Here is a 22,678-nt window from a genome sequence, read left to right as displayed (position 1 = left end):
GCGGTTATCCTTTCATCTTCAGGAGACGTTCGATCGCCGCGCGCAGCGGCTTCGCCGATCTTGCGTAGGTTCGCCACGGCTTGCTGCGTTTCAACAACGCCGGCGCCGTGCGCACCGTGTACTTCGTGGGATCGAGGCCCGCCTTCACCTGGCTCCACTCGATCGGCATGGAGACCGTGGCGCCGGGACGCGCGCGCGACGACAACGGCGCCACCGCCGTCGAGGTCCGGTCGTTGCGCAGATAGTCCAGGAAGATGCGGCCCTTTCGTTCCTTCTTCGCCATGTTGATCAGGTAGCGCGCCGGCTCGTCTTCGGCGATGCGCCGGCAGATCTCCTTGGCGAAGGTCTTGGCCGTGTCCCAGTCGGGGCTCTTCGGATCGGAGGTCAGCGGCACCACAACATGCAGGCCTTTGCCGCCTGTCGTCTTGCAGAAAGGCACGAGGCCGAGCGGCTTCAGCCGATCCGCCACCTCGCGCGCACCGGCGATCACGGCCGAAAACTTCACATCGGGCCCGGGATCAAGATCGAACACCAGCCGGCCCGGCAGCTCTGGATTGCCCGGTTGGCAGTTCCAGGGATGCAGCTCCGTGCCGCCCATCTGCGCCACCGCCGCCAGGCCTTCGACCCGGTCGATCTGCAGGTAAGGCTTCCCGTCGCCTTTGACCTTCACCTCTTCGAGCAGGTGCGAGGAGCCGGCCATGGCATGGCGCTGGAAGAACGTTTGACCGTCGATGCCGTCCGGCGTGCGCACAAGGGAGCAGGGACGACCCTTCAGATGATCGATCATCCAGTCGCCGACGGCCTCGTAATACCGGGCCAGCTCGAGCTTTGTGACGGGTGGCGTCTCGTCCGGCCACAGCGGCTTGTCGGGATGCGAGATCGATACACCCATCACAATGGCCGGGCCCGACGCTTTCGAAGACTTCGCTGTCGCACGGGTTCGACGCTTGGTCGGAGCGGGCTTGGCCATGCGGGTCTTCTCCGGCTTGGCGGGCTTCTCCGCCTCGACCTCTTCGGCCGGCTTGTCGGTGCGCAGCCCCTTGAACGCAGCCTGACGCACATTGCCGGCGCCGGTCCAGCCGGCGAACTCGATCTCGGCCACCAGCTTAGGCCTCGCCCAATGCATGTTGGCTTCCTTGGGCGGACTGGCGCCGGCCGCGAACGGACTCGTGTCACTTTCGAGATCGCGCAGCTTGGGCAGCAACGAGCGCATCACCGCCGCGCCGAATCCCGTGCCGACGCGGCCGACATAGACGAGCTTCTTTCCCCTATGCACACCCGCCAGCAGCGACCGCAGCCGTCTGCCTTCGCTGGTCCAACCGCCAATCACGACCTCGTGGCCGGCGCGGCACTTGGCCTTGGTCCAGCTACCACCACGGCCGGAGCGATAGGGCGCCGACAACTCCTTGGAGATGATTCCCTCGAAATGCATGCGACAAGCCGACTGGAGAACGGCATCGCCGCCGGTCTCGAAGTGATCGACATAGCGCAACCCCGGATGCTTGGTCTTCAATCCCGCCAGCACGTCCTGCAACCGGGCCTTGCGCTCCATCAACGGCAAGTCCCGCAGGTCCTCGCCTTCGACGAACAGCAGATCGAAGGCGTAGTAGATCAGGTTCTTGGAATCGCCCTCGGAGAGAGCGGCCTGCAATGCCGCAAAATCGGGCGCGCCGTGACGGTCGAGCGCCACGACTTCACCGTCCATGATGCAGTCTGGAAGTTTCTCCGCCTGCCGGGCGATGGCGGCAAACTTTTCCGTCCAATCCAGCCCCTTGCGCGTGCGCAGTACGGCATCGCCATCCTCGACCCTGAGTTGCAGGCGATAACCGTCGAACTTTACCTCATGCGCCCAGCCAGCAGCCGACGGCGCACGTTCTACGAGCTTGGCGAGCTGCGGCTCGACGAAGCGCGGCATCGAGGAGGTCTTGCGGACTTTTGTCTCCCGCCTTTTCGCTGCCTTCGTCTTCTTACCCTTGGCCGTCATAAACGGCGTCGGTGCCTTCCCGGTACCGAGTGCGATCTGCTTCAGCGTCCGGCCCGACGCTATCGACCTCGGATCCTCCAGGATCGTGTCGTCGTCGCCTTCGAGAGCCGCCGCGTCGCGATGCTTGATCAGTAACCAGTTGACCCGCTTGCGGCTTCCCTTGCGGTCCCAGCGCATGCGCACCAGCACCCAACTTCCTTCGAGCCGGTTACCGACGAGCGTGAATTTGAGATCGCCGCGCTTCAGACCATCGTGAGGATCACCTTCGGGAAGCCAATAACCGCGGTCCCAAACCTGCACCGTGCCACCGCCATACTGTCCCTTGGGGATCGTGCCTTCGAAATCCCCATAATCTAGAGGATGGTCTTCGACCTCCACGGCGAGGCGTTTGACCGTGGGATCGAGCGACGGCCCTTTGGTCACTGCCCACGATTTGAAAGTGCCGTCGAGCTCCAGCCGGAAATCGTAGTGCAGCCGCGTCGCATCGTGACGCTGGATGACAAAGCGAAGCTGCTTGTTTGCCGCCACGGCTCCTTTGCCCGACGGTTCCTCCGTCCGACTGAAATCGCGCATCGCGCGATAAGAGGCGAGGCTGTCTTTGCGCATGGGTTTACGATGAACGAGCCTGCGCACGACTCGTTCCGGTTGCAAGCGGCCAGTCTGTTCACTTCCCGATGCAGAAGTCGCGGAAGATCACGTCCAGCAGTTCGTCGATGCGGACCGTGCCGGTGATGCGGCCGATGGCACGCAAGGCAAGTCGCAAGTCCTCGGCAGCGAGCGCTACTTCGGGTGCAACCAGCGAGCGACCAAGTGCGGCCTGACACTCGACCAACGCCTCACGATGGCGCGCTCGGGTGAGAGGAACAACGCCGGCGCCCTCCTGCATCAGCTCGCCAGCAGATCGCTCCAGGCGCACCAGCAAGTCGGGCAAGCCAGCGCCGTTGTTTGCGGACAGTTGTACAACCTCTGGCGACTCAACCGGCGCCAGATCTATCTTGTTCACGACGACGATGTCGTATGCCGGATTCCAGTTCTCCGTCGCCGCGATGAGTGTCCTCATCTCTGCGCGCCAGTCGCCAGAAGCGTCGAGCACCAATAGCCGCAGGTCGGCGGCTGCCGCACGTGCCTTCGCCCGGCGCACGCCTTCCTGTTCGATGGCGTCGGGCGAGGCACGCAGGCCTGCCGTGTCAGCCAGCACGACCGGCCAACCGCCGAGATCGAGATGCACTTCGATCACGTCGCGCGTCGTCCCTGCCGTCTCGGAAACGATCGCCGCATCGCGCCGCGCCAGCAGATTCAGCAGCGAAGATTTGCCGGCATTGGGCGGTCCGATGATGGCAATCGACAGACCCTCGCGCAGCCGCTCACCGCGACGGTCCGCGAGATGGGTCTCTACCTCCGATTGCAGCTCGGCTATCGCGACACGCACCTCATCGGCAAGGCCGCCGGGCAGATCCTCGTCGGGAAAATCGATGGCTGCTTCGAGATGGGCCAGCGCACGCAGACCGGCGCCGCGCCATGCCTCGTAGAGCCGGTGCAGCGCGCCATCCATCTGCTGCAGAGCCTGCCGTCGCTGGGCGCCGGTTTCGGCCGCGACCAGGTCGGCGATGCCTTCGGCTTCAGTGAGATCGAGCTTGCCGTGCTCGAAGGCGCGACGCGTGAATTCTCCCGGCTCGGCCAGACGGCAGAATCCCAGATGGGCAATGGCATCGAGCGCAGCACTCACGACGGCACGGCCGCCGTGCAGGTGCAGCTCCGCCATCGGCTCGCCAGTCTCGGTGTTGGGCGCCTCGAACCACACGACCAGACCGCGGTCGATCGCCTCGCCGCTCACGGGATCGCGTACCGTGCGCAACACCATCCGGCGCGACGCGGGCAGAACATCTTTTCCGGTGAGGGCGACCAACGCCTCGCCGGCGCGCGGGCCGCTCAACCGGATGACCGAAATCGCGCCGGGATGCGCACGCGAGGGCGTCGGCGTGCCCAGCGCGTAGATCGTGGCCTCGGTCACGAGCGCTTGGGCGGGGCGGGCTGCCGGGCCGGCGGCTGTGCCGGCTGGCCGGGGATGGGACGCGCCATCACCTTGTCGGAGATCTTCTCGTAGAGGGATTCCGGGATCAGCCGGCGCTCGACTAGCTCGGTCTTGGCCTTGAACGGCCGCGCCCGGATGATGGCGTCGGCCCGCACTTCGCCAATCCCGTCCAGGGTCATGAGATCGTCGCGGCTGGCGCTGTTCAGGTCGATCAGGCTGGACGCTGGTGCCGTCGGCGCGGGCGCCGGCCGGCCGGCGCCTTGGGCAAATGCACCCGTCACGCTAAAAGCCAGCGCCGCGGCGACGAAGAAGGCTTTGAACTTCATGGTGCGCCTTTATGGCATGAAACCCGGCCGGGCTGGCAGGGGGCGGGGTCGGACCTGTAGTATCGCGCCCACATGGGCAAACCCTACGATCAGATCCCCGACCGACGTGCCATCGTCCGCCGGCGCGCCTTGGACGAGGCCTTGGCCGCCCTGGTCGAGGACCTGCCGGCCGGCGGCGACCCGCCGCGCCCGGCTGTACTGGCCCTGTTGCGCGAAGCCCTGGCCAACGGTCGGGCCGAAATCCGCCGGCGGTTCGAGGAGCCCGGTCCGCTACGCAACGACGGGCCGGCGGTTCTGGTGGCAACCTCCTATCTGATGGACCAGATCATCCGGGTCCTGTTCGACTTTGCCGACCAGTACGCCTACCCCGCGGCCAATCCGAGCGCGGCCGAGCGGCTGGGGGTGGTCGCCACGGGCGGCTACGGACGGGGCGAGCTGGCGCCGCTGTCCGATATCGATCTCCTGTTCCTGCGGCCCTACAAGCAGACGCCGCGCGGCGAGCAGATCGTCGAGTTCATGCTCTATCTCTTGTGGGATCTCGGCCTGAAGGTCGGGCATGCCACCCGCACCGTCGATGAGAGCCTGCGCTATGCCGAGCGCGACCAGACGATCCGCACGGCGCTGCTGGAAGCGCGCTATCTCTGGGGCGACCGCGAACTGTTCGACGAGCTGACCCGCGGCTTCGCGCAGAAATTCTACATCGGCGACGGCCATGACTTCGTCGAGGCCAAGCTCGCGGAACGTGACCAGCGGCATCACCGGATGGGCGACTCGCGCTATGTCGTCGAACCCAACGTCAAGGAAGGCAAGGGCGGGTTGCGCGATCTGCACCTGCTCTTCTGGATCGCCAAGTATCTCTATCGCGTCAGCGAGCCTGGCGAATTGGTGGCCAAGGGTGTGCTGACCAGGGACGAGGCGCGTCACTTCGAGCGCGCCGAGCGTTTCTTCGCCACGGTGCGCTGCCATATCCATTATCTGACCGGCCGCGCCGACGATCGCCTGTCCTTCGACCTGCAGCGCGAGATCGCCGTGCGCCTCGGCTATCAGGACCGATCGGGCAGCCGCGGCGTCGAGCGTTTCACCAAGCACTATTATCTTCACGCCAAGACTGTCGGCGATCTAACGCGCATCTTCGTCGCCGCGCTGGAGGACAGCCGCCGGCGCAAGCCCAAGCTCGCGGCACTGTGGCAGACGCTACGGCCACGCCAGCTCGAGGGCTTCCGACTTGATGGCGAACGGCTGGCAGTCGCAAGCTCCGATGCCTTCGCCAAGGATCCGGTGGCGATCCTGCGGCTCTTCCATGTGGCGCAGGAGAACGGCCTCGACATCCATCCGGCGACGCTGAGGCTCATCACCCAGAACATCCGGTTGGTCGATCGCCTCAGGACCGATCCCGAGGCCAATCGTCTCTTCATGGAGATGATGACGTCGCGGCACGATCCGGAGACGACGCTGCGGCGTCTCAACGAAGCCGGCGTGTTCGGCCGTTTCATTCCCGATTTCGGTCGTGTTGTCGCGCAGACGCAGCACGACATGTATCACACCTATACGGTCGACGAGCACACGATCCGCGCCATCGGCATCCTCTCGCGCATCGAGTCGGGGGCGCTCAAGGAAGACCATCCGCTGTCGGCCGACATCGTGCACAAGATCCTGTCGCGACCGGTGCTCTATCTCGCCGTGCTGCTGCACGATATCGCCAAGGGCCGCGGCGGCGATCATTCCGTGCTGGGCGCCGATGTGGCGATGCAGCTCGGACCGCGGCTGGGGTTGAGCGCTGCCGAGACGGAAACCGTCGCGTGGCTGGTGCGCTATCACCTCGCCATGTCGGCCACGGCCTTCCAGCGCGACCTGATGGACCCAAAGACCATCGACACTTTCGCCGCCCTGATACAATCGCCCGAACGCCTGCGTCTGCTGCTGGTCCTGACCGTGTGCGATATTCGCGCCGTCGGGCCCACCGTCTGGAACAACTGGAAGGCTGCCTTGCTGCGCCAGCTCTATGGCGCCACGGAGCAGGTCCTGTCGGGCGGCACCCTGGCGGGCGGTCGTGCGGAGCGCATCAAGCACATCCAGGCCGATGTCGCGGGCCGGCTCGTCGGCTGGTCCGATACCGACAAGGAGGCGCATTTTGCGCGCGGCTATGCGCCGTATTGGCTGTCCTTCCCGCCAGAGACCCTGGCACGCCAGGCCGAGCTGGTGCGCCGCGCCGAGCGCGACAAGCAACCGCTCGCCTTCGAGCATCGCGTCGATGTCGAACGATCCGTCACCGAGATCACGATCTATACGCTCGACACGCACGGGCTCTTTGCGCGTCTCGCCGGGGCCATGGCGATCAGCGGCGCCAACATCGTCGACGCCAAGATCTTCACCCTGGCCAACGGCATGGCGCTCGACACCTTCTGGATCCAGGATCTCGAGGGCAGACCGTTCGATGGTCCGCAGCGATTGGCGCGGCTGGCAGCCCGCGTAGAGCTGGCACTGTCGAATCGTCTCGATATCCAGCGCGAACTCGACGGCCAGCGCGCTTCCTGGCCAAAGCGCGATCGTGTCTTCACCGTCGAGCCGCGTGTGCTGATCGACAACAACGCCTCGGACACGTTCACGGTGATCGAGGTCAATGGCCGTGACCGGCCGGGCTTCCTGCATGTCGTGACGCGCGCACTCACACGCCTCAACCTGCAGATCGCTTCGGCGCATGTCACGACATACGGCGAACGCGCCGTCGACGTCTTCTACGTGAAAGACCTGTTCGGCCTGAAAGTCGTGAACCAGGAGAAGCTCAAGCAGGTCGCCACGACCGTTGAAGCCTCCATCCGCGACTTCGACGCCCGCTTCGATCCTTTGCCGAAGGCGGCGGAGTAATCTGTCAGGCCGCTTTCAGCGCTTTCGGACGAACTCAGCACGCAACACAAGGCCCTTGATGCCTTCGTAGCGGCAATCGATTTCCTGGGGATCCGCGGTCAGACGGATCGATCGAATGGTCGTGCCACGTCGCAGCGTCTGGTTTGCGCCTTTGACTTTCAGATCCTTGATCAGAACGACGCTATCGCCATCAGCAAGGACATTGCCGACGGCATCGCGCACTTCGACGACGTCCGCCGCCCGCTTTGCCGCCGCTTCTGCTGCAGGAATCCATTCGCCAGTGGCTTCGTCGTAAACATAGTCATCATCGGGATCCGCCACTCGTCTCGCTCCTTGCAACAACTCTAAGGTAAGGTTGCAGAGCGAGCGCTGTACGCGCCGAAGATCGTCGTCGCAAGCCTCGGCATACGCGTCACATGACCACGACGCGTGATGATTGAGGAGCGTTCCTGCCCGCCGATGGGCGGGAGAATTACTCCGGCTTGAAACCGGCGTCCTTCAGGAGGGCGGTATTGGTTTCTACTTCCTGCTTGATGAAGGCGGCAAACTCCTTGGGGCCGCGCGCCGTCGGCACGATGCCGAGCGACGTGGTCTTTTCGATGAAAGCCTTGTCCTTGGAGACTTCGGCCATTGCGCCAGCGAGCTTGTTCACGACAGCGTCGGGCGTGTCCTTGGGCGCCCAGACGCCGTACCAGGAGCTCAGGTGGAAATCCTTCAGGCCGACCTCGTCGGTTGTCGGAATGTTGGGCGCCAGCGACGTGCGCTGCTTCGAGGTGACGAACAGGCCCTTGGCCCGTCCCGACGTGGCGAGCGGCAGCAGTGCCGTCCAGGGGTCCATGAAGAACTGCACTGCGCCCGACATCAGGTCGGTGTTCGCCGGCGCGGTGCCCTTGTACATGATGGTGTCGAGCGGCAGGCCGGTCTGCTTCAGGAAGGCCAGGGTTGCGATGTGGCCTGCCGAGCCGCCGGAGGAGAGCGCGAAGAAGTACTTCTTTGGCTCCTTCTTCACGGCTGCCATGACCGCGGCATAGTCGTTGCCCGGCACATTGTTGTTGGCCAGCAAAACCAGCGGAGCCTCGCCGGCCTGGGCGATGGTGCGGAAGTCCGTCTGCGGATCGTAGGGGCAGGACGGTACGACGGTCTTGCCCAGGACGAAGAGGCTGGCATTGAACAGCAGCGTGTAACCGTCAGGCTCGGCACGCCGCACCGTGTCGGAGCCGATGGTGCTGGAAGCGCCACCAATGTTCTGGATCACGATCTGCTGGCCGAGCTTCTCGCCCAGGAACTGGGCGGTGATGCGCCCCAACCCGTCCGTGCCGCCGCCGGGCGGGTAGGGGACGATCATCTTCAACGGTCTGTTGGGAAAATCGCTCTGGGCCCGCGCCGGCCCGATCGCTGGAGCAGCCAGAAGGGAGACGCCGGCGGCGCCGATCAAAGTCCTGCGACGGAGAGTCATGGGAAGTGCCTCAGGGTTTCACGGAGACTGACGATGCACAGGCTGTGCCACGCGCTGTCTCGCAGATCGTCCGAGACACTTTGCGTTCCTTGACCTCGCCGCAGGGCACGCCGAGCGCCCGCGACAGGTCGAGATGCTGCTTCAAGGTCGCCGTTGCCCCCGGCGCGATCGGAAAGGGGGCACCGTCGCGATAGGCCGATGCCAGTTCGATCGTGCGCTCGCGCCCGTCGTTCAGCGCCAGCACGACATCGACCTGCAGATAGCCGATCGTCTCACCCGATTTGTTTTCGACGACGAGGCTCGGCACGCAGTTGCCATAGACATTGGCATCGCCGCCGCGCTTCACGTCTATCCCATTCGCGGCAAATGCCGCCACACTCCCAAACACCAGACCCAACGCTACAAAGGCTGCCCTCATGGTCGCCTCCTGCTTCGTTATCCGGCCTGCAACCTCTGCTCGCGACGAATCGCCAACATTTGCAGGATCGACGCCGCCGTCTCTTCGATGGAACGGCGCGTGACATCGATGGTCACCCACTTGCGGCGGGCGTAGAGGCGGCGCGCTTCCTGGATCTCGCGCTGCACCCTCTCCATGTCGGTATAGTCCGTCTCGGTCTCCTGCTGCATGAGACGCAGACGATTGACCCGGATCTGTACCAGACGCTCCGGATCGGTAATCAACCCCACGATCAACGGGCGCTTGGCTTCTTCGAGTTCGGCAGGTGGCGGCACGGCCGGCACCAGTGGCACATTGGCCGCGCGCACGCCGCGATTGGCGAGATAGACGCAGGTCGGTGTCTTGGAGGTGCGCGACGGACCCACCAGGATCACGTCGGCATCCTCGAGATCGTGCGTCGACTGACCGTCATCGTGCGCCAGGGTGTAGTGCATGGCGTCGATGCGATCGAAATAACCTTCGTCGAGCTGATGCTGACGGCCCGGCCACTGCTCGCTCTTGGAGTGGAAGTGAACGGCCAGCACGCTCATCGCCTGGTCGAGCACGCCGACGCAGGGCAATTGCAGGCGTCGGCAATGATCGCGCACGACATCGCGCAGTTCGGGATCGACCAGCGTATAGAGGACGGGGCCGCGGTCGCGCTCGACCGCCTGCATCACCTTCTCCATCTGGCCGGGCGTGCGCACCAGCGACCAGACATGCTCTTGGACGAAGATGCCCTCATATTGCACGAGGCAGGCACGCGCCACGCTCGACACGGTCTCGCCGGTCGAGTCGGAGACGAGATGCACATGGAAGTTCCGGTTCGCCACGGCTTGTTTTACCCCACAGGACCCTCGGGAGGAACGCGGGAATGCTTGTTGGAACACGGGGACAGGTCGGGCCGTTGTCCACGAGCCCCGGATTCGAGACCCGACTCGCCATGCCGATCCCAAGGATCGTCCCTTGCGGACAAGCTTGCAGGAATGTCCTGCGAATCGTGAATCTCGCGGTGGAATCGCGTGGAATTGGGGTTTGCCGATCCACAGGCGCCTGGGGAGTGTTGGCCAATAAGGCGCATCCCCACATGCCACAGGCCCTACTACTGCTACTACCTATTATGAATAGAGTAAGAGGGAAGGCATGAGGATGACGCGTGAGCAGCAATAAGTTCTTGGAAACATTGGCGGGGCGGCGCTTTGCGACGCCACCCGTCTGGTTGATGCGTCAGGCCGGACGGTACCTGCCGGAGTACCGGGCCGTGCGCGCGACGACCAATTCGTTCCTCGAATTCTGCTACACGCCGGACAAAGCCGTCGAGGTTACCCTGCAGCCCATCCGGCGCTTCGGGTTCGACGCGGCCATCATCTTCTCCGACATCCTCGTGGTTCCCGACGCGCTCGGCCAGAAGGTCTGGTTCGAGGAGGGTGAGGGGCCAAAGCTCGAGGCGCTGACCGATCCGGCGCAGTTCGGCCGGCTGTCACGTGCCCGGCTCGGCGACTATCTCGCGCCAGTCTATGAGGCTATCAAGCAGACACGCGCAGCGCTCCCCAAGGAAACGGCCCTATTGGGCTTCGCCGGCGCGCCCTTCACGCTCGCCTGCTACATGATCGAAGGAAGCGGCAGCAAGGATTTCGCCAAGGTCAAGAAATGGGCCTACGCCCATCCCGAATCCTTCGGCCTGCTGATCGACCTGCTGGTCGATGCTGTGGTCGATCATCTTTCCAATCAGGTCGAGGCCGGCGCCGATGCAGTGCAGCTTTTCGATTCCTGGGCCGGCGTGCTGCCGGAAGAACAGCTCTTCCGCTGGTCTCTCGATCCCTTGGTGCGGATCGCCAAAGGATTGCGCGAGCGTCATCCGTCGATCCCTATCATCGCTTTTCCGCGCGCGGTAGGACCGGCAGCGCTGATGTATCGACGTCCCGATAGTTTCACCGCGCTCTCGATCGATACCGGCATCGGTGCGCATTGGGCGGCCAAGGAACTGCAGCCGCATATCTGCGTGCAGGGCAATCTCGACCCCATCATGCTGGTGGCGGGCGGCGCGGCGCTGGAGCAAGAGGCCAAGCGCATCCTCGACAAGCTCGGCCACGGTTCCTTCGTGTTCAATCTCGGCCATGGCGTGGTGCCGCAGACACCACCCGAGCATGTCGCGCAGCTGGTCGAGATCGTGCGCAACTGGAAGCCCAGGACCGAGTGAAGATCGCGTCATGAAGATTGCCCTATGAAAATTGCAATCGTCCTGTTCAATCTCGGCGGCCCGGATTCGCCCGAGGCCGTGCAGCCGTTCCTGCGCAATCTGTTCAGCGATCCCGCCATCCTGCGTCTGCCCTCGCTGTTGCGTGGTCCGTTGGCGAATTTCATCGCCCGCCGTCGCGCGCCGAAAGCACGGGACATCTACGCAAAGATCGGTGGCAGCTCGCCGATCCTCGGCCAGACCGAAGCGCAGGCGCGCGCGCTCGAAGAAGCGCTGGGCACCGAGCACGAATGGCGCGGCTATGTCTGCATGCGCTACTGGCATCCGATGACGGAGGCCGTGGTGCGTTCGGTGAAACGCTTTGCACCGGATCGCGTCGTGTTGCTGCCGCTCTATCCGCAGTTCTCGACCACGACGACGGACTCATCGGTCAAGGCGTGGAAGGAGGCTGCCGCCAAGGCCAAGCTGTCGGTGCCGACGCAAACCGTCTGCTGCTACCCCGACGAGGAAGGTTTTATCTCGGCGTCGGTTGAACTCCTGAGGCAGGGACTGCGCGAAGCCGGCAACCGGCCGTCCCGCGTGCTCTTCTCCGCGCACGGTTTGCCCGAGCGTGTGATCAAGGCGGGCGATCCCTATCAGGCGCAGGTCGAACGCACGGCACAAGCGATCGCCGACCGGATCGGCGGCCTCGATTGGTCGGTCTGCTACCAGAGCCGTGTCGGGCCGCTGAAATGGATCGGCCCGTCGACCGATGCCGAGATCGCGCGCGCCGGTGCGGACAGCAAGGCCGTCGTGCTCTACCCGCTGAGTTTCGTGTCGGAGCACTCGGAAACCCTGGTCGAGCTCGACATGGAATATCGCCATCTCGCCGAGAAGAGTGCCGTACCGACTTACGTGCGTGTGCCGACGGTGGGGACGCATCCTGCTTTCATCACAGGCCTTGCTGATCGCGTGCGTGCCATCCTGGCCGAGCCGCAGGTTTCTGTTTGCCACGGCGCGAAGTCGATGCCCTGCCGCTACGTCCACACCGGCTGTCCGCTGATCGCCGGAGGGGTGTGATGCTCTACGAGGTCCTGAAGGCGCTGCACATCGTGGCGGTGATCGCCTGGATGGCCGGGCTGCTCTACCTGCCGCGCCTGTTCGTCTATCACGCCGATGCGCCGCCGGGCTCTCCGCAAAGCGAGACCTTCAAAGTGATGGAGCGCCGCCTGCTGCGCGGCATCATGAACCCGGCGATGATCCTCGTTTGGATATTTGGCCTGCTGCTCGCCTGGCGTGGTGACTGGTGGCATGCCGGATGGTGGCAGATGAAGTTCGCCCTCGTCGTCGGGCTCACCTTCGTGCATCACCTCTACGGCCGCTGGCGCAAGGAATTCGAAGCAGACCGCAATACACGGCCCACCACCTATTACCGCTGGTGGAACGAAGTGCCGACCCTGCTGATGATCGCCATCGTGTTCCTGGTAGTGCTGAAGCCGCTCTAAGCCGAAGACGTCTGATGGAGGAGTTGGCCGGGCCAGATTCCTCTTTCGACATGGTCGGTCACGATGTCGGCGATCGTATCGCCGGCGAATCGGGCGAGGCGCAGGACGGGCCGGTCCGCGGGATAGGACAGGACCAGGCGTCTGACTGGCACGGGATCGATCAACGGTGCGGCTGCCAGACGGTTGGCAGCGATGTCGTCGTGAATGGGCGGCAGAGGCAGGATCGTCCAACCATGGCCGTGGCGCACCAGGTCCTTCAGCGTCGCATAGGAGTCGGCCTCGACCGCGACATTGAGGGTGATGCCGGCTTCCGTGGCGCACTGTTCGACGATCGTCCGCAAGCCGTGGCGCGTGCTGGGCAGCAAGATGCGCCGGCCTTCGAGGTCCTTGAACGGAATCGCGTGCGTGCCCGAAAGGCCCGAGTCGGGCGGCCCGATCAGGAACAGGTTTTCGAGCAGCAGGGGTTGCGAGCGCAGCGACCGGGCCGAGTGCGGGTCGTAGAGGACAGCCAGGTCGATCTCGCCGCGATGCAGCCAGTCGAGCAGGTAGCCGGTGTAGGCGCCGACCAGGCGCAACTCGACTTGCGGATGCGCTTTCCCGAAGGCCGCGACCAGGGGAACCGAGATGATGTCGGCGACCGTCGGCGGAAAGCCGATGCCGATCCGGCCGCGCAAGGGTGTGTCGAGGTCGGCGGCTGCGGCGCGGATCTCTTCCAGCTCGACCATGACCCTCGTGGCGTGTTCGAGGATCTCGCGGCCTTTGTCCGTCAAGATCATGCCGCGGCCGTGGCGGGCGAACAGGCGCACGGCGAGCTCTTCTTCCAGCATCCGGATCTGGCGGCTGAGGGCCGGCTGGGCAACGCCCAGACGTTCGGCCGCTTTGCTCAGGCTGCCGAGTTCGGCGACGTGGATCAGCGTGCGAAGTTGGGAAAGCTCCATGGAGCTATACAATATCGCTATAGCTGATCACAGAGAATGGTCTTCGATGGCGAACTTGGTGATAGCTAGTATCTCCCGCTAATCGCCTTCCTTGAAGCAGTCCGAGACGGGAGAGACATGAACGCCAGTACGACGCCTGATTGGCGCGACCAGATTTTCGAGGTCCTGCAGGATCACGATGTGAAGCAGGTCTACCACGTGCCCGACGCCGGGCATGGACGCCTGATCGAAGCCTGCCAGCGCTCCAACTCCATGCGCACCCTGGCGCTCACGACCGAGGAGGAGGGCATTCCGCTCGCCGCCGGGGCGTGGCTGGGTGGCCAGCGTTCGGTGCTGCTGATGCAGAGCTCGGGCGTGGGCAACACCATCAACCTGATGGGCATGCCCAAGACCCTGCGCTTTCCGTTTCTGACCCTGATCACGATGCGCGGCGACTGGGGCGAGTTCAATTCCTGGCAGTATCCCATGGGGCAGGGCACGCCCAAGGTGCTCGAAGCGATGGGTGTGCTGCTCTACTCGGTTGAGACCGCAGCCGAGGTGAAGGCGACCGTCGACGCCGCCGCCCGCTCGGCTTTCAACGGCGGCCAGGCCGTCGCCGTGCTGCTGCGACAGAAGCTGATCGGCATCAAGAATTTCGGGAAGAAGTAGCATGAGCCCCAACACTCAAAAGGCAACGCTCCAGCGCCGCCCGCTGGTGAAGAAGATCCTTGAAGGTGCGGACGACAACCTGCTGGTGATCGCGGGCCTCGGCTCGTCCAACTGGGACATCACCGAAGCAGGGGACCGCCCGCTCAACATGCCGCTCTGGGGCTCGATGGGCGCACCGGTCGGCATGGGCCTCGGGCTGGCCCTGGCGCAGCCCAAGAAGCGCATCCTGGTGATCACCGGCGACGGTGACATGCTGATGAGCCTGGGCTCTCTGGCGACCGTTGCGGCCCAGCAGCCGGACAATCTCGCGATCGTCGTGCTCGACAACGAGAAATTCGGCGAGACCGGCAATCAGGCGACACACACCAGCCCGCTCAACAACGGCCCGACCGATTCGGGCGCCGGCACCGATCTCGCCATGATCGCCAAGGGCTGTGGCATCGCCGATACCGGCACGGTCCGTGATGCCTCCGAAGTTGCGGCGCTTGTGAAGGACGTCCGCACCAAGAAGGGGCCGGTGTTTCGGCTCGTAAAGGTGATGGTCGAGAAGCTAGAGTTCGTCATGCCACCGCAGGACGGCGCGCATCTCAAGGATCGCTTCCGTCAGGCCCTGCTCGGACATCCATAGGGGACAGACCCCGGAGGCTTCATGACCGACTACGCTCCCTTCCCGCTGATCGATCTTTCGGGCAGCCCGCGAGAGCGTGGTCGGATACATGGCAAGGCTGCTGCCGATCGGCTGCGGCGCGGCGCCAAGATGTACGCCGAGTCGCTGCTGAAGAGCGGCGTCGACTGGAAAGAGCTGGAGCGGCGCGCCGAGGCGATGGTGCCGCTGATCGAGAAGTTCGATCCGGCCTATGTCGAGGAAATGCGCGGCATCGCCGAGGGCGCCAACGAGCCCTTCGCCGCGGTCGTGCTGATGAACGCCCGCACGGAAATGGTTGTGGCGGCCCGCAAGCAGCAGGCAGCCAAGCATTTCCCCGATGGCTGCACGGCGGCGCTGGCGCTGCCCGAGGCGAGCGCGGACGGCGTGCTGCTGCATGGCCAGAACTGGGACTGGCGAGCGGAGTGCGCGGACACCGGTGTGGTGCTGCGCATCCGTCGCGACGATGGACCGGACATCCTGACCTTCACCGAAGCAGGCGGCCTTGCGCGCTCGGGCATGAACTCGGCCGGCATCGGTCTCACGGCCAACGCGCTGGAATGCGATCGCGATTATCAGCGTGGCCCCGGCGTGCCGCTGCCCTTCATCCGCCGCAAGGTGCTGGAGGCTGCGCATCTGGCGCTTGCCGTCCACACGGTCGTCTCGACGCCGAAGCCCGGCTCCAACCACATGGCCATCAGCCACTGTGGCGGCGAGGCCTTCGGCTTCGAGTGCGCGCCGGACGATACGTTCTGGATCGCGCCTGACCGCGGGCTTTACGTCCATGCCAATCACTGGATTTCCGAGTCTGCGCGCGCCAAGGTGAAGGACACCGGCCTCGCCGAGACGCCGGACTCGATCTACCGCGACAAGCGCGTGCGCGATCAGCTTTCACCGAAACGCGGCAAGCTCACGCTCGAAGATTTTCGCCAGGCCTTCTTCGACGATTGGGGCACGCCGCATTCGGTGTGTCGGCCGCCGCGGCTCAGCAATCGCGGCGTCATGGTCGCGACCACGGCGATGATCCTGATGCGGCCGGCGGAAGGTCATCTCGAAGCCTGCCCGATGCCCGCCCTCAATCGTCAGTTCACGACCTATTCGCTGACACCCGACCGCATCGCCCAGAAGCAGGCGGCCGAGTAGCGATCAGCCCGGATACCAGGACGGCTTGCGCTTCTCGCGGAAGCTCGCGAGGCCTTCACGGGCTTCGTCCTGCTGGCGGGTACGCGCATGCTCGTCGATCAGGTCGCGCAGCTCGCCATCGTCGACGAAGGCACGGGCCGACGCCAGTGAGCGCAGCTTGGTGGCCGTGGTGGCGCGCGGGGCGTTCATCAACACCGCGTCGATGATCGTCTCGCCAGCCGCGTCGAGGCCACCTGTCGGGCAGACTTCGTGCACCAGGCCGAGGCGGCAAGCTTCAGCGGCGCCAAAGCGCTCGCCGGTCAGCGCGTAGCGGCGGACCTGGCGGAAGCCCATCGACTGGCAAAGCTGCGGCAGGATGATGCCGGCCATCAGGCCCCAGCGCGTCTCGCTGATGGAGAAGATCGCGTCTTCGGATGCAACGACGACATCGCAGGCAGCGGCAATGCCGGTGCCGCCGCCGAAGCAGCCGCCGTGGATCAAGGCGAGGGTGGGCACCGGGCAGGTGTCGAGCCGCCGGATCGCTTCGGCTGTGAGTCGGCTCACTCTGTCGTTCTCAGCGGGCGACTGGCTGGCGACACCGGTGATCCAGGAAAGATCGGCGCCGGCCTGGAAGTGCTTGCCGTTGCCGCGCAGCACCACGATGCGCAGATGCGCCTCGCGGCCCAACGCATCCATGGCATCGTGCAGACCCTGGATCAGGTCGCCGTTGTAGGCGTTGTTCACCTTCGGCCGGTTCAGCGTGACGGTGGCCACGCCGCGCCGGTCGATCGCCCACAAAACAGTGTCGTTTGCCATTTTCTCAGTCGACCTTCGCGTAGCTGTCCTTGAGGGAAATCTTGCCGTCTTTCACTTCGTAGAGGTCGATGCCGTAACGGTCGAACGGCTTGCCGGCATGGTCGATGCCGGTGACGCGGAATGTGCCGAACAGCTTGTCGCCGGCGCGGTGAATGCGTGCCTCGGAGTAGCGCGCTTCACGCGGCGCCTTGCTCTTGTCGGCGAAGTAGGCGCGCAGGTCCTCCTTGCCCTTGAGCACACGGCCGGACGGCGCGCCACCGGCGCTGAGGCGCCATTCGAAATCGTCGGTGACGCAGGCGGCAATCTCGTCGACGTCGGCCTTGTTGAAGGCCTTGCCGAAACGGCGGAACAGGTCGTCGATGGCGTCGGCCATGGTGTCCTCCTCGGTTTACTCGGGCGTTACTTGGCGGGAAGCAGTGTGGCGAAGGTCGTCGCGAGTTCGCGCTTTACGACGGCAAGGTCGACCTGGGCCAGATCGTATCGACGCGGTGTTTCGAGAGCCGATACGATGACCACATCCTTGGCGACGACATCGCCGCGCACATGCAGCGCCGGAGCGGCGTCGGAACCTTTGGGACGAACTGTCAGCACCATGGCAGGCGCTGCGTCGGCGTTGTCAGCCTCATCCGGCGAGAATTCGAGCGTCGCGACATTGGCCTCGTGACCGGCGCCGCGCAGCGCATCGACGGCCTCGTCGAACTCCGGACGGATGATATCGCGGCATTTCACCCAAAAGGCCTGCACGAAAAGATCGGTCTCAGTATCCATCTCCCCTCCTGTCGTTGGTTATCGCGACCCTAGCATCTAAATCTCCCAGGGCGGGGGCGAGAACTTTTCGAGGATGAAGTCGATGAAGGCCGTGACCTTGGGCGCGAGGTGGCGGCGGTGCGGATAGACGGCATGGATCGGCACCGGCTGCTCGGCGCGAAACTCTTCGAGCAGCGAGACCAGTTCTCCGCTTTTGACCGCCGCGGCTACCGTGAGGCGGGTCAGTCGGACGATGCCCAGTCCCTGTAGGGCCAGCCGCATCTGCGCCTCGCCTTCGGTGACGGCAAGGCGGCCGCCGACTTCGATCTCGCGTACCTCGCCGTCGATGCGGAAGAGCCAGCGATTGAGATAGCTGTGCTCGCGCGAGACGATACAGGCGTGGCGCGTCAGATCTTCCGGCCGCTGTGGCGCGCGGCGATGCTTGAGATAGGAGGGGGAGGCGCAGACCAGGCGCACGTCTTCGCCGATCTTGCGCGCAATGAAGCTGGTGTCGGCGAGGCGGCCGATGCGGATCGCGACATCGACACCTTCTTCGATCATGTCGACGACCCGGTCGGTCGGCATCAGTTCGAGCTGGAGCTGCGGGTAACGCTGCAGGAACTCGCCGATCACCGGCGCGAGCTGATGGGTCGAGAAGGCAAGCGAGGTCGTAACCTTGAGCAGCCCATAGGGCGTGCTGCTGTGCCGGCTGATCTGGTCCTCGAGCGCCTCGATCTCGCCCACGATGCGCCGTGCCGTGGCGTAGAAGGCCTCGCCTTCCTCGGTGAGGTGCAGGGCGCGCGTCGTACGCTGCAGCAGCCGCACGCCTAGCCGCGTTTCCAGCCGCGTCACCAGTTTGCTGACGGCCGACGGGCTCAGGCCGAGCGCTGGCGCCGCGGCGGAAAAGCCATTGGACTCAACGACCCGCACGAAGGCGGCCATCTCGCTGGCGTGATCGATCATGTCGCTATTAGTGAAAATCCTTCACAAGTAATAGTCAATTACTCCGTATTAACCATCCAATGGAATGGAATTAGGTTCATTTCCATCCCTTGGAGGTTTTCATGTTCACGGTTTCCTATCCCACCATTGCCGAACGTCAGGCCTATGAGGTCCGCGCGCTGCGGCTGCGTGGGGCGGTCGTGGCCAGCCTCGCTCGCACCGTCGCCCGCTGGGTTTCCGCCGCCGCGCGCTGAGCGCCGGCTCAGGTTGATCTGAGCTTTTTCGGTACTTTCACCCCGGCCGCCTGCAACAGCACGGCGGCCGCTTGGCGTGCCGCTGTCGCGACCTTCGGATCACCGCGCACGATCGCTGCGGCGATGGCGCCGTCGATCAGCAGTAAAAGCTGCATCGACAGCGTCTCCGGATCGGCGACGTCCAATTGCACCAGCAGGGTCTGAAACCATTTGCGCCGCTGTTCCTTGAAGGCCAGCGCGATCTTGTTGGCGGCGTGCGCAGGCTCCTTGAGCTCGGCCACGGCATTGACGAAGGGGCAGCCGCGAAAGACGCCGGTGCCGCCCCCGGTTCCTATCGTGCGCTCCAGCCGCTCGAAATTGCCCAGGATCTGCTCTACCGGCGGTCGCTCCGACGGTGGCGCCGGCTTCAGCCGCCGCGACAGGTAGGCGACGATCAGGTCGTCCTTCGACGCGAAGTGATTGTAGAGCGTGCGCTTGCTGATGCCGATCTCGGCCGCGATCGTGTCGACGCCGACCGCGCGGATACCCTGGCCGTAGAACAGCCGGTCCGCCGTCTCGAGAATGCGCTCCTGCATGGCAGCTCTGTCTTCGGATCGCGTCATGCTACACAGACCTGTTTACTTATTCCTTGACCAACTCCACCTCGAAACTAAGGTGCACAGACCTGTGTAATCAAGGTGGAGCGTTACCATGACCGTCCTCAAGGAACTGCGGCCGGTCATGCCGATCCTGATCGGCGCCTCGGTCATGTTGAGCCTCGGCATGGGCGTGCGCCAGAGTTTCGGCCTGGTCATGCCGTCGCTGACCCGCGATATCGCGCTCACCGTTTCCGATTTCGCGCTGGCCATGTCGGTACAGAACCTCGCCTGGGGCTTCCTGCAGCCGGTAGCTGGCGCCCTCGCGGTGCGCGTCGGCTTCCGGCCGGTGATGATGGCGGGCTCGGCGCTCTACATCGCCGGTCTCGCGCTGTTTGCGATGGCGGGCGGCATGACGGGCGTGATGCTGGGTGGTGGTGTCCTGATCGGCCTGGCGCTCGCCTGCACGGCCTCGGCCATCTCGCTCGCGGTCGGCTCGCGCACCGTGTCCGGTCCACTGCGCAGCTTCGTGCTGGGCGCCATCACCGCCACCGGCTCGCTGGGCGCACTGCTGGCCGCACCGCTCGGCCAGATGCTGACGGCGGACCTGGGCTGGCGGGCCGGCATCGTGGGTTTTCTGGTGCTGGTGGTCGGCATGCTGCCGGCGGCGTGGATCGCCGGCCGGGTCGACAAGCTCTCCTTGCCGCCCACGACCGCCACCCAGATCGGCAATGTGTCGGCGCGGACTGCGCTCGTCAGCGCGTCGCGCAGCCTGCCGTTCCTGGTGATGACCACGGCCTACTTCGTCTGCGGCATGCAGCTCCTGTTCATCACTACCCACCTGCCGTCCTATCTCGCGATCTGCGGCATGGATCCCACGCTCAGCGCCGAGGCGTTGGGCGCGATCGCGCTGTTCAACGTGTTCGGCAGTCTCTTCTTTGGTTGGGCCGGCGGCCGCTGGTCCAAGCTCGCTCTGCTGGGCGGCATCTATATCGCGCGTTCGATCGTGCTGGCGGCGTATTTCTTCTTCCCGCCGACGCCGCTCTCCACCCTGGTCTTCGCCTCGATCATGGGCTTCCTGTGGCTGGGCGTCGGCCCGCTGGTCGCGGGCTCCGTCGCCGAGATGTTCGGCGTGCGCTGGCAGGCGATGATCCAGGGCGTCGCCTTCATGAGCCACCAGGTCGGCAGCTTCCTCGGCGCTTTCGGCGGCGGACTGATCTTCGACGCGATGGGTTCCTACGACCTCGCCTGGCGCCTGGGCGTCGGCATGGGGCTCGTGGCCGGCATCGTGCAGGTGAGCTTTGCGCTGCTCGGGCCGCCGCCGAAACCGGCGACAGCCTGAGGGCTGACGTTCAGGGCCGGAGGTTTCAGCTCTCCGGCTTGAACTCGTGCTTGATCTCCTGCTTGCGCCACTTGAAGCGCAGCTCGGCGAGGCCGACGCACAACACGTAGAACACCGGCGTGAAGATCAGGCCGAAGATCGTGACGCCCAGCATGCCCGAGAACACCGCCGTGCCCAGCGACTGCCGCATCTCTGCACCTGCGCCAGTGCTGAACACCAGCGGCACCACGCCCAGGATGAAGGCGAGCGAGGTCATCAGGATGGGCCGCAACCGCGTGCGCGCCGCCGTGACCGCGGCATCGTAGCGGTTCATGCCCTGCTCATGTGCCTGCTTGGCGAACTCCACGATCAGGATGGCGTTCTTGGCGGCGAGGCCCACCAGCACGATCAGGCCGACTTCGACCAGCACGTTGCGGTCGAGCCCGCGGATGTTGACGCCGATCATGGCCGCGAGAATACACATCGGCACGATCAGGATGACCGCGAGCGGCAACAGCCAGCTCTCGTAGAGCGCCGCCAGCAGCAGGAACACGAACAACACGGCGAGGCCGAAGGCCAGGACCGCGGTATTGCCCGCGAGCTTCTCCTGCAGCGCGATCTCGGTCCATTCGAGATCGAAGCCCGACGGCAGGACCTTCTGCGCCAGCCCTTCCATGGTGGCGATGCCCTGGCCCGACGAATAGCCGCGCTGCAGCGCGACCTGCACCTCGGCCGCCGGGTAGAGGTTGTAGCGCGCCACGCGATAGGGGCCGGTGATGTCGCGGAAGGTCGCGACGGCGCCGATCGGCACCATCTCGCCGCTGACGCTGCGGGTCTTGAGGTTCTCCACGTCGCGCAGGGTCAGGCGGTAGGGATTGTCGGCCTGCACGGTCACGCGATAGGTGCGGCCGAGGATGTTGAAGTCGTTGATGTAAGCCGAGCCCATATAGGCCGACAGTGTTTCGAACACGCGAGCGATCGGCACGCCGAGCTGCTCGGCCTTGGTGCGGTCGATGTCGGCGAAGATCTGCGGCGTGCGCGTGTTGTAGAGCGTGAAGGCCTGGGTGAGGCCCGGCGCCTGGCCGGCAGCGCCGGCCAGTGCCCAGGTGGCGCCTTCCAGCGCCGTCAGGCCGCGCGAGGCGCGATCCTGCACATAGCCCTTGAGGCCGCCGCCGGTGCCGATGCCCGGCACGGCCGGCGGTTCGAGCACGAACACGAAGGCCTCGCGCAGGGCAAACATGCGGCCGCGCAGGTCGGCCAGGATCGCGTCCTTGCTGAGGTCGCGCCGTTCGTTGAACGGCTTCAGGGTGACGAAGATCACGCCCGTGTTGGGCGCATTGGTGAAGGTGGCACCGTCGAAGCCGACGAAGGCCACGGCATGCTCCACACCCGGCCGCGACATGATGATTTCGCTCGCCTGCCGCACCAGCGCGTCGGACCGCTCCAGGGTCGATCCGGCCGGAAGCTGCATGGCGGCGATCAGGTACGAGCGGTCGAGCTGAGGCACGAGGCCGGTCGGCGTGACGGCCAGGCGGTTCCAGGTGAGCCCGACCAGACCGGCATAGATCACCAGCATGATGAAGCCCATACGGATCAGCCGCGCCGTCGTGCGGCCATAGGCGTTCGACAGCCAGTCGAAGCCGCGATTGAAGTGCCTGAAGAACCAGTGCATTGGCCAGGCGATGCGGTCCATCAGGCCGGGGTTCGACTTCTCGACATGCGACAGCGCATGGGTCTTGAGCAGCATCGCCGCCATGGCGGGCGAGAGCGTCAGCGACACGAAGGCCGAGATCGCGGTCGAGGCGGCGATGGTGATGGCGAACTGCTTGTAGAAGGTGCCCTGCAGGCCGGTGATGAAGGCGGTCGGCAGGAACACCGCGATCAGCACCAGC

At 65.0% G+C, this 22,678-nt stretch carries 23 protein-coding genes; 9 read left to right on the top strand and 14 right to left on the bottom strand.

What is annotated here, in order from left to right:
- Positions 1-4 precede the first annotated feature (4 nt).
- From ligD to EPO50_RS29990, 3 genes are read right to left on the bottom strand one after another with little or no spacing between them, the layout of a single operon-like run.
- Complete coding sequence (gene ligD / locus EPO50_RS30000) at positions 5-2,590, bottom strand: DNA ligase D (protein WP_296350532.1); 2,586 nt, start codon at positions 2,588-2,590, stop codon at positions 5-7.
- Positions 2,591-2,648: 58 nt separating this feature from the next.
- Positions 2,649-3,995, bottom strand: a complete 1,347-nt coding sequence (mnmE, locus tag EPO50_RS29995) for a tRNA uridine-5-carboxymethylaminomethyl(34) synthesis GTPase MnmE (protein ID WP_296350530.1) — start codon at positions 3,993-3,995, stop codon at positions 2,649-2,651.
- Positions 3,992-4,342 carry a helix-hairpin-helix domain-containing protein gene (locus tag EPO50_RS29990; RefSeq protein WP_296350528.1) on the bottom strand — a complete coding sequence of 117 codons (351 nt, stop codon included), beginning with the start codon at positions 4,340-4,342 and terminating at the stop codon, positions 3,992-3,994. Before EPO50_RS29990 ends, mnmE begins: the two co-directional genes overlap by 4 nt.
- A gap of 72 nt (positions 4,343-4,414) precedes the next feature.
- Between EPO50_RS29990 and EPO50_RS29985 the strand changes: the two genes are divergently transcribed.
- On the top strand, positions 4,415-7,207 hold the full coding sequence (locus EPO50_RS29985; protein WP_296350527.1) for a [protein-PII] uridylyltransferase: 2,793 nt from the start codon (positions 4,415-4,417) through the stop codon (positions 7,205-7,207).
- A gap of 15 nt (positions 7,208-7,222) precedes the next feature.
- Here EPO50_RS29985 and EPO50_RS29980 read toward each other — a convergent pair whose 3' ends face one another.
- The 4 genes from EPO50_RS29980 to EPO50_RS29965 all read right to left on the bottom strand — a co-directional run bounded on the left by EPO50_RS29980 (position 7,223) and on the right by EPO50_RS29965 (position 9,932).
- Positions 7,223-7,528, bottom strand: a complete 306-nt coding sequence (locus tag EPO50_RS29980; protein WP_296350524.1) for an alkylphosphonate utilization protein — start codon at positions 7,526-7,528, stop codon at positions 7,223-7,225.
- A 151-nt stretch (positions 7,529-7,679) separates the two neighbouring features.
- Positions 7,680-8,663, bottom strand: coding sequence for a tripartite tricarboxylate transporter substrate binding protein (locus EPO50_RS29975; protein WP_296350522.1), 984 nt, complete (start codon positions 8,661-8,663; stop codon positions 7,680-7,682).
- A gap of 10 nt (positions 8,664-8,673) precedes the next feature.
- The gene (locus EPO50_RS29970; protein WP_296350520.1) at positions 8,674-9,081 is read right to left on the bottom strand and encodes a hypothetical protein; all 408 of its coding nucleotides are present in this window, start codon (positions 9,079-9,081) and stop codon (positions 8,674-8,676) included.
- A gap of 17 nt (positions 9,082-9,098) precedes the next feature.
- The gene (locus EPO50_RS29965) at positions 9,099-9,932 is read right to left on the bottom strand and encodes a pyruvate, water dikinase regulatory protein (protein WP_296350518.1); all 834 of its coding nucleotides are present in this window, start codon (positions 9,930-9,932) and stop codon (positions 9,099-9,101) included.
- A 323-nt stretch (positions 9,933-10,255) separates the two neighbouring features.
- Here EPO50_RS29965 and hemE point away from each other — a divergent pair, with 323 nt between their 5' ends.
- Genes hemE through hemJ form a run of 3 tightly spaced genes read left to right on the top strand, consistent with a single transcriptional unit; the run spans position 10,256 to position 12,780 of the window.
- A complete protein-coding gene (gene hemE, locus EPO50_RS29960) occupies positions 10,256-11,299 on the top strand; it encodes a uroporphyrinogen decarboxylase (RefSeq protein ID WP_296350516.1) in 1,044 nt (347 codons plus the stop codon).
- A gap of 24 nt (positions 11,300-11,323) precedes the next feature.
- On the top strand, positions 11,324-12,355 hold the full coding sequence (hemH, locus tag EPO50_RS29955; protein ID WP_296350514.1) for a ferrochelatase: 1,032 nt from the start codon (positions 11,324-11,326) through the stop codon (positions 12,353-12,355).
- Positions 12,355-12,780, top strand: coding sequence for a protoporphyrinogen oxidase HemJ (gene hemJ / locus EPO50_RS29950; protein WP_296350512.1), 426 nt, complete (start codon positions 12,355-12,357; stop codon positions 12,778-12,780). The genes hemH and hemJ overlap by 1 nt, the downstream gene beginning before the upstream one ends.
- Here the strand turns inward: hemJ and EPO50_RS29945 are convergent.
- Complete coding sequence (locus tag EPO50_RS29945; protein ID WP_296350510.1) at positions 12,777-13,718, bottom strand: LysR substrate-binding domain-containing protein; 942 nt, start codon at positions 13,716-13,718, stop codon at positions 12,777-12,779. The two genes, hemJ and EPO50_RS29945, sit on opposite strands and share 4 nt — an antisense overlap.
- 117 nt (positions 13,719-13,835) lie before the next feature.
- Between EPO50_RS29945 and EPO50_RS29940 the strand changes: the two genes are divergently transcribed.
- Genes EPO50_RS29940 through EPO50_RS29930 form a run of 3 tightly spaced genes read left to right on the top strand, consistent with a single transcriptional unit; the run spans position 13,836 to position 16,152 of the window.
- Positions 13,836-14,366 (top strand): thiamine pyrophosphate-binding protein, encoded by a 531-nt coding sequence (locus EPO50_RS29940; protein WP_296350508.1) that lies wholly within the window; start codon positions 13,836-13,838, stop codon positions 14,364-14,366.
- A 1-nt stretch (position 14,367) separates the two neighbouring features.
- Positions 14,368-14,994 (top strand): thiamine pyrophosphate-dependent enzyme, encoded by a 627-nt coding sequence (locus tag EPO50_RS29935; protein ID WP_296350506.1) that lies wholly within the window; start codon positions 14,368-14,370, stop codon positions 14,992-14,994.
- Positions 14,995-15,015: 21 nt separating this feature from the next.
- On the top strand, positions 15,016-16,152 hold the full coding sequence (locus EPO50_RS29930; protein WP_296350504.1) for a C45 family peptidase: 1,137 nt from the start codon (positions 15,016-15,018) through the stop codon (positions 16,150-16,152).
- 3 nt (positions 16,153-16,155) lie between these two features.
- On the opposite strand, the gene EPO50_RS29925 is transcribed toward EPO50_RS29930, so the two are convergent.
- The 4 genes from EPO50_RS29925 to EPO50_RS29910 are packed head-to-tail and all read right to left on the bottom strand — an operon-like array spanning position 16,156 to position 18,657.
- Positions 16,156-16,947: an enoyl-CoA hydratase-related protein gene (locus EPO50_RS29925; RefSeq protein ID WP_296350502.1), complete on the bottom strand. Its 792-nt coding sequence runs from the start codon at positions 16,945-16,947 to the stop codon at positions 16,156-16,158.
- A 4-nt stretch (positions 16,948-16,951) separates the two neighbouring features.
- The gene (locus EPO50_RS29920; protein ID WP_296350500.1) at positions 16,952-17,320 is read right to left on the bottom strand and encodes a nuclear transport factor 2 family protein; all 369 of its coding nucleotides are present in this window, start codon (positions 17,318-17,320) and stop codon (positions 16,952-16,954) included.
- 26 nt (positions 17,321-17,346) lie between these two features.
- A complete protein-coding gene (locus EPO50_RS29915) occupies positions 17,347-17,715 on the bottom strand; it encodes a hypothetical protein (RefSeq protein ID WP_296350498.1) in 369 nt (122 codons plus the stop codon).
- A gap of 36 nt (positions 17,716-17,751) precedes the next feature.
- The gene (locus tag EPO50_RS29910; RefSeq protein ID WP_296350497.1) at positions 17,752-18,657 is read right to left on the bottom strand and encodes a LysR family transcriptional regulator; all 906 of its coding nucleotides are present in this window, start codon (positions 18,655-18,657) and stop codon (positions 17,752-17,754) included.
- A 101-nt stretch (positions 18,658-18,758) separates the two neighbouring features.
- Here EPO50_RS29910 and EPO50_RS29905 point away from each other — a divergent pair, with 101 nt between their 5' ends.
- A complete protein-coding gene (locus EPO50_RS29905; protein ID WP_296350495.1) occupies positions 18,759-18,890 on the top strand; it encodes a hypothetical protein in 132 nt (43 codons plus the stop codon).
- A gap of 8 nt (positions 18,891-18,898) precedes the next feature.
- Here EPO50_RS29905 and EPO50_RS29900 read toward each other — a convergent pair whose 3' ends face one another.
- Positions 18,899-19,492: a TetR/AcrR family transcriptional regulator gene (locus EPO50_RS29900; protein WP_296350493.1), complete on the bottom strand. Its 594-nt coding sequence runs from the start codon at positions 19,490-19,492 to the stop codon at positions 18,899-18,901.
- A gap of 88 nt (positions 19,493-19,580) precedes the next feature.
- Here EPO50_RS29900 and EPO50_RS29895 point away from each other — a divergent pair, with 88 nt between their 5' ends.
- Entirely contained in the window at positions 19,581-20,807 is a 1,227-nt protein-coding gene (locus tag EPO50_RS29895; protein WP_296350491.1) for an MFS transporter, read from the top strand.
- 25 nt (positions 20,808-20,832) lie between these two features.
- Here EPO50_RS29895 and EPO50_RS29890 read toward each other — a convergent pair.
- Positions 20,833-22,678: efflux RND transporter permease subunit (locus tag EPO50_RS29890; RefSeq protein WP_296350489.1), on the bottom strand; the 1,846-nt coding region annotated here is incomplete at its 5' end.

Source organism: Reyranella sp. (assembly GCF_004297405.1).
Taxonomy (GTDB): Bacteria; Pseudomonadota; Alphaproteobacteria; order Reyranellales; family Reyranellaceae; genus Reyranella.
Note: the sequence above shows the minus strand (reverse complement) of the source record. Positions and strands in the feature narration are given on the sequence as shown.